The sequence below is a fragment of the Nitrososphaera sp. genome, from assembly GCF_037447015.1.
Taxonomy (GTDB): domain Archaea; phylum Thermoproteota; class Nitrososphaeria; order Nitrososphaerales; family Nitrososphaeraceae; genus Nitrososphaera.
On the sequence record NZ_JBBIHK010000067.1, the window covers coordinates 1 to 5,099 of the forward strand.

Annotated in this window: 3 protein-coding genes; all 3 read left to right on the top strand. The window is 53.1% G+C overall.

Going from position 1 to position 5,099, the window contains the following annotated elements; genetic code table 11:
* Positions 1-968, top strand: a 968-nt coding sequence (locus WKI84_RS12855) for a CFI-box-CTERM domain-containing protein (protein ID WP_337863960.1), incomplete at its 5' end; no start/stop codon positions are given.
* A gap of 559 nt (positions 969-1,527) precedes the next feature.
* Positions 1,528-3,879 (top strand): PQQ-dependent sugar dehydrogenase, encoded by a 2,352-nt coding sequence (locus tag WKI84_RS12860; protein ID WP_337863961.1) that lies wholly within the window; start codon positions 1,528-1,530, stop codon positions 3,877-3,879.
* Between the two features lie 103 nt (positions 3,880-3,982).
* On the top strand, positions 3,983-5,099 hold a 1,117-nt coding region (locus WKI84_RS12865; RefSeq protein ID WP_337863962.1), incomplete at its 3' end, for a DUF1080 domain-containing protein.

Sequence of the window (5,099 nt, forward strand, 5' to 3'; positions counted from 1 at the left end):
GCATAGACATGTCAAGCAGGGTCAAGATAATGTATCCGGTACAGGTCAATGCCACCGGCGTAGAATTATCCGGCATGGCCTACCACCCGTCTGCAGAGAAAGTTGTCTTGGAGCTGAACAGCCGGCGCGGGCCTGGAGGCATCTCGGCAAAGATTCCAAATTCCATGATCAGCAACATCTTGGCCTCCGGGAATCAAACTGCCCCGGACGGCGCTTACTCGGTGACGGCAGAATCGCACGGCGCCTATAGCCTGGTGCACATCCAGCTGTCAGATAATGCGCCTGAAAACCTCCGATTTATCATAGGGAGGTCAGTTACCATGGAGGCCGCGCCGTCCATCCAGTCCGCCCAGTCAGCAACCGCCGAGCCGGACTGGAGGAGCTCGTTGTTAAGACCTTCCGGCTGCCTTATTGCCACCGCGGCGTTTGGCTCAGAGCTTACGCCCCAGGTCCAGTACCTGCGCAATTTCAGGGAGCATTACATACTTTCGACAATGTCGGGCTCGGCGTTCATGAACGCCTTCAATACCGTGTACTATTCTTTCAGCCCGCAGGTTGCAGACTATGAAAGGGAGCACCAGTGGCTCCAGCAGACTGTAAAGTCAGGGCTCTACCCGCTGTTTGGGATATTGAACCTCTCGGCCGCTGCTCATACGCTGGTTGGCGGCGGCGAAGCCGGGTCGCTTGCAGCAGGGACGGTGGCAAGCATGATGATAGGTGCAGTATATGTGTCGCCGCTTGCGGCCCTGGCGTGGCCCCGGCAGAAAAGGCTCAGGTCAGCCGCAAAGGTGTCAGCTGCCATCGTGGCTGTTTCTGTTGTGGCTATTGTTGCCGGGATATTATCGAACAACCCGCAAATCCTGACGGTGAGCACCTCGCTTTTTGTAGTATCGTCTGCTAGCTTCTCGGCTCTGCTGACAGTCGTCATGTTACAAAAAGCGGCTCGCTGCATACGCAGGCAGTTGTAATGATGCAACAAGAAAAACGCGGACTTGTGTTCCACACATCATAATAATCGCTGGTGCATTTCATGGGCACCGGCGTGTTTAGGCTCTGCTTTTCCGCTCCGCATGGATCAATTCCACATAGAGATCGCGCGTAAAATCGACTGGTGAAAAACAGACACCGCCTCCAAACAGCAAAAGGGGAAAAATTACCCGCCGTACAGAGCAGGGCTGAAAAGTTTAAGGCATTATATTGGGAAAGTGCCCAAGCAAGGCTTTTAGCGCATTTGGCGGATCCCGAAAACTGTGAATAAAATAGATCCCTCGTGCTTCAGGCAAAGCCCTGCGCCAGTCCTTGTGGGGAGAACGTAGCAGAGAAACCACATGATCAGCGACGTTATTGTACAGATGAAACTTGCCACGCACGGTCGACTCATGATGAAATTGATGATATGGAGAAGGAACCCCTAAGATGAGAACCCATTTCAGAATTGCCCTTGCTTTCGTCCTGGCAGCCATCACAATCCTTTCCTCAACAGTCCTGCTTCCAAATACACAGAAAAGTCTCTGGGAAACAGCGTCATTGGCCGAGGCGGCAGAAGGCGATAATGACCATGCTGCTACTACCACTACTACCAAGCACTACCTCTATGGCTGCAGCCAGTACGAGTACGTCGGGTTCCACTGCGACCCAATCCAGAACGAGTTTGAAAGCAGCACATTTGTCGCAAGCTATACCAAGGTGGCATCTGCCACCCGCCAGCCTGACTATGTACCGGCCAGGTTTGGAGAGGGAGTGCAGGTCTCCCTGCATTCGCTTGAATCGATGAGGGCAAACGTCATTGACGCTTATGACAGCGAGAGGTTTTCTGTGTATGCGTCAGTAAAGCCGGATAATAGCGACAAGGAGTTCAGCAACGGGTATGCAACTCTGGTGTCGTACAGGAACGGCGTCTATAGCCACGATGTCCACGATGCTGGGTGGCAAATTCAGTTCGTGCCAAATCCCAGCAATGACGAGTCTGTAGAGATAGTCCGCTTCACCGTCTTCAACTCCAACGGCACAGGCTTTTCTCCGCCAGACGCCACCATTCCGGCAGACAGGTTCTCTGAAATACTGGGCTCCTTTGACGGAAGGAACGTCAGGTTGTTTGTAGATGGAGAGATGAAGGGAGAAACCATGTTTAACGGTACATATACGGGCAGCGTCTCTCGCAGCAACTTTTTAAACATAGCCGGCGACGCCTATTGTACGTGCGAGCTTGCAAGCGGCGTGATTGATGAAGTGCGTTACTACAACTATTCCATGGTGACAGCAGAGCAGGTAAAAAGAGACATCGACAGCATTTCAGAGGAAGAAGGACTTGTCGGCTACTGGAAGTTCGACGGAGACCTAAAAGACTATTCTCCATATGGCAACGACCTGTTCTACAACACAATGATTTCAAGCGCGGCGTTTGCCCCGGACGGCCGCCTGTTTTACAATGAAAAGAACTCTGGCAACATCAGAGTCATGACAATGGCGGCAAATGGCACTGCGCTGCTGATGGACGAGCCGTTTGCTTCGATTCCAGAGATACACGTCAGCTGGGATCAGGGCCTGCTCGGCCTTGCCATAGACTCTAGATTCCGCGAAAACCACTTTGTCTATGCGTACTATAACTACAAGGACGAGAGTTCCGGGGACGTCTATGCCAGAATAGTCCGGTTTACAGACTCTGATAATAAAGGGATAGACGAGAAAGTCATACTCGACAGGATACCTGCTTCTCCTTACGGATTCCACACGGGCGGGGCCCTGACGTTTAACAAAATCGATGACAAACTCTACGTGACAGTGGGGGACGCAGCGGACGACCTGCGGGCGCAAAACATAACCTCGCTCAACGGCAAGATTCTCAGGATGAACCGGGATGGCACGGTCCCGGACGACAACCCATTTCCAAATTCTCTGGTTTACAGCTATGGCCACCGGAACATGTATGGCATAGCTTTTGACGAGCGGGGGCACGGGCTGGTCACAGAGCCGGGCGCCGACATATACGACGAGATCAACGCTCTCGTCAAGGGCGGAAACTTTGGCTGGTCAAGAATGCAGCCGGCAAACGTCCCGCCGGATCCGCTCACGGATGATTCATCCATAAAACCGCTGAGGACCTATTTCATCTCGATAAACCCCACGCAGGCAGTGTACTATGACGGCGACAAGCATCCGGAGCTGAAGGGCAAGTTCATTTTCGGGTCCTACAGGGGCAACCTCTACGCCGTCAAGCTGAACGAGGACGGCACAAGGCTGGTGGAAGAGTGGAGGCTAAAGACCAACTTTTACCCATCACTTGAAGTCGTGAACGTGGCAGTCTCTCCAGATGGCGACATATACTTTGGAGCGTATGACATTTACAGGCTGGACGGCATAGACATGTCAAGCAGGGTCAAGATAATGTATCCGGTACAGGTCAATGCCACAAATAACATGGAGGTATCGCTCGGGTACTCTGAGCCCGAGAAGGCGCTGAGGTTCAGCATAAACGACCGGTCAGAAGGAGGCAGCCTGACCATAGGAATCCCCAAGTCGTTTATCGGAGGAATTGGAAGCAAGGTCGACATTATTCCGCCGGAGGAAGGAGACAGCGTTGCTGCTGCAAACAGAACCGAAGATCCCTCGATGATGCCACGCGCAGAAAAGATAGTAGTAGCAGCAGATGGCGAGGCAAATGCCAGTTACGATATCCTCAGATTAGACATCCCTAAAAATTACTCGCAAGGCAACGACATCCTGCTCGTCGCCTCGAACTCTGGGGTGAACGTTGTCCGGACGATACCAGAGTTTGGGATATCTGCCGCCCAGTTTGTCATGCTGGCCTCGATACTGGCAATTGTTGCCCTGACGAACAGACGGTGGCGCAAGGGCTTCTCCCTTGTTCTCCGGCGTTAACCGTGTGTCCCTTGTGTGGTGCGCGCGTGTGTATATGAGCAGTTTGAATCATATATATTGCATGCATGCACGACTCTTCTTACCTAAAGCGAGATAGCGTGGTATGTTGAAAAGGTCTGGAATGGTGTTTGTTGTCCTCTTTAGCGTGTTCGTCCTGTCGGTGAAGCAGGTCGGCGCCGAGAACGGCCGCGTGACTGTTTCAGACTTGAGGATCAATGGGCAGTACGGGCACGACGTGACAAGCATCCAGTCAAACAAAGCATTTGTCCTCTCGGCCAAGGTAGCTAACACGTATGGATTCAAGCAGCAGATCGTCGTCTTTTTCCAGATCGTGGATTCAGGAGGCGCCACCCTATACCTTCAGCCAAAGGAGGTCGTGCTGGGCGCAAACGAGGACAGGTCAGTCTGGAGCGTCGCGCAACTTAACTCCACAGGAGTCCACACTGCAAGCATCATCATCACGGATACCGCCAAGCCTCCGCGCATTCTAAACGACAGCGTCGAAAAGATGCAGTTCTATCAGACGTCCCCTGCACCTTTGCGCGAGCCGCAGGGATCTCTCTACGACGATTTTTCTGGCGAAGAATATACTTCGGGCAACTATCAGGTGTCTCCAAACGGCAAGTGGTATCATTATTATTCAGGCTCAAGGGCCAACCCCGGCAAGCAGGGAGTAAAGGCGTCTGCCACCAGCCCGGGGAACGTATTCTTCCAGGACACCCCCTCCCCTACCAGCGTTGACCAGACGTACTCTACCCTCACGCTGTCGACTGCCAGCTACAAGAATTTTGAGATGAGCATGGACGTCAGGACTGCCGCGCAGACTCGCATCAACAGCCCGCCCAAGCCGTGGGAGGTCGCCTGGGTGTTCTGGCATGCGGTGGGCCAGGGGACAGAGCCTGTCGACCGTACGCACTTTTATTATTTTGTGGTCAAGACAAACGGCGTAGAGATTGGCAAGTACGACGGCGGGACCAACCCTGCAAGCCAGAAGATAATAGCAAACAAGTACTATCCGGCCGAGACTCCAATCAACAACAAGATTGGCGAGTGGCAGAACTGGAAGATAACCGTTGTCGGAGACCACATAGTAGTAAGGGTGAACGGGGCCGTCGTTTTTGACATCTATGACTCGGCATCGTTTGACAGCGGCAGGGTGGGGCTGTACAATGAGGACGCCAAGACGGAGTACAGGAACGTCGCCATAACGCCGATGAGCT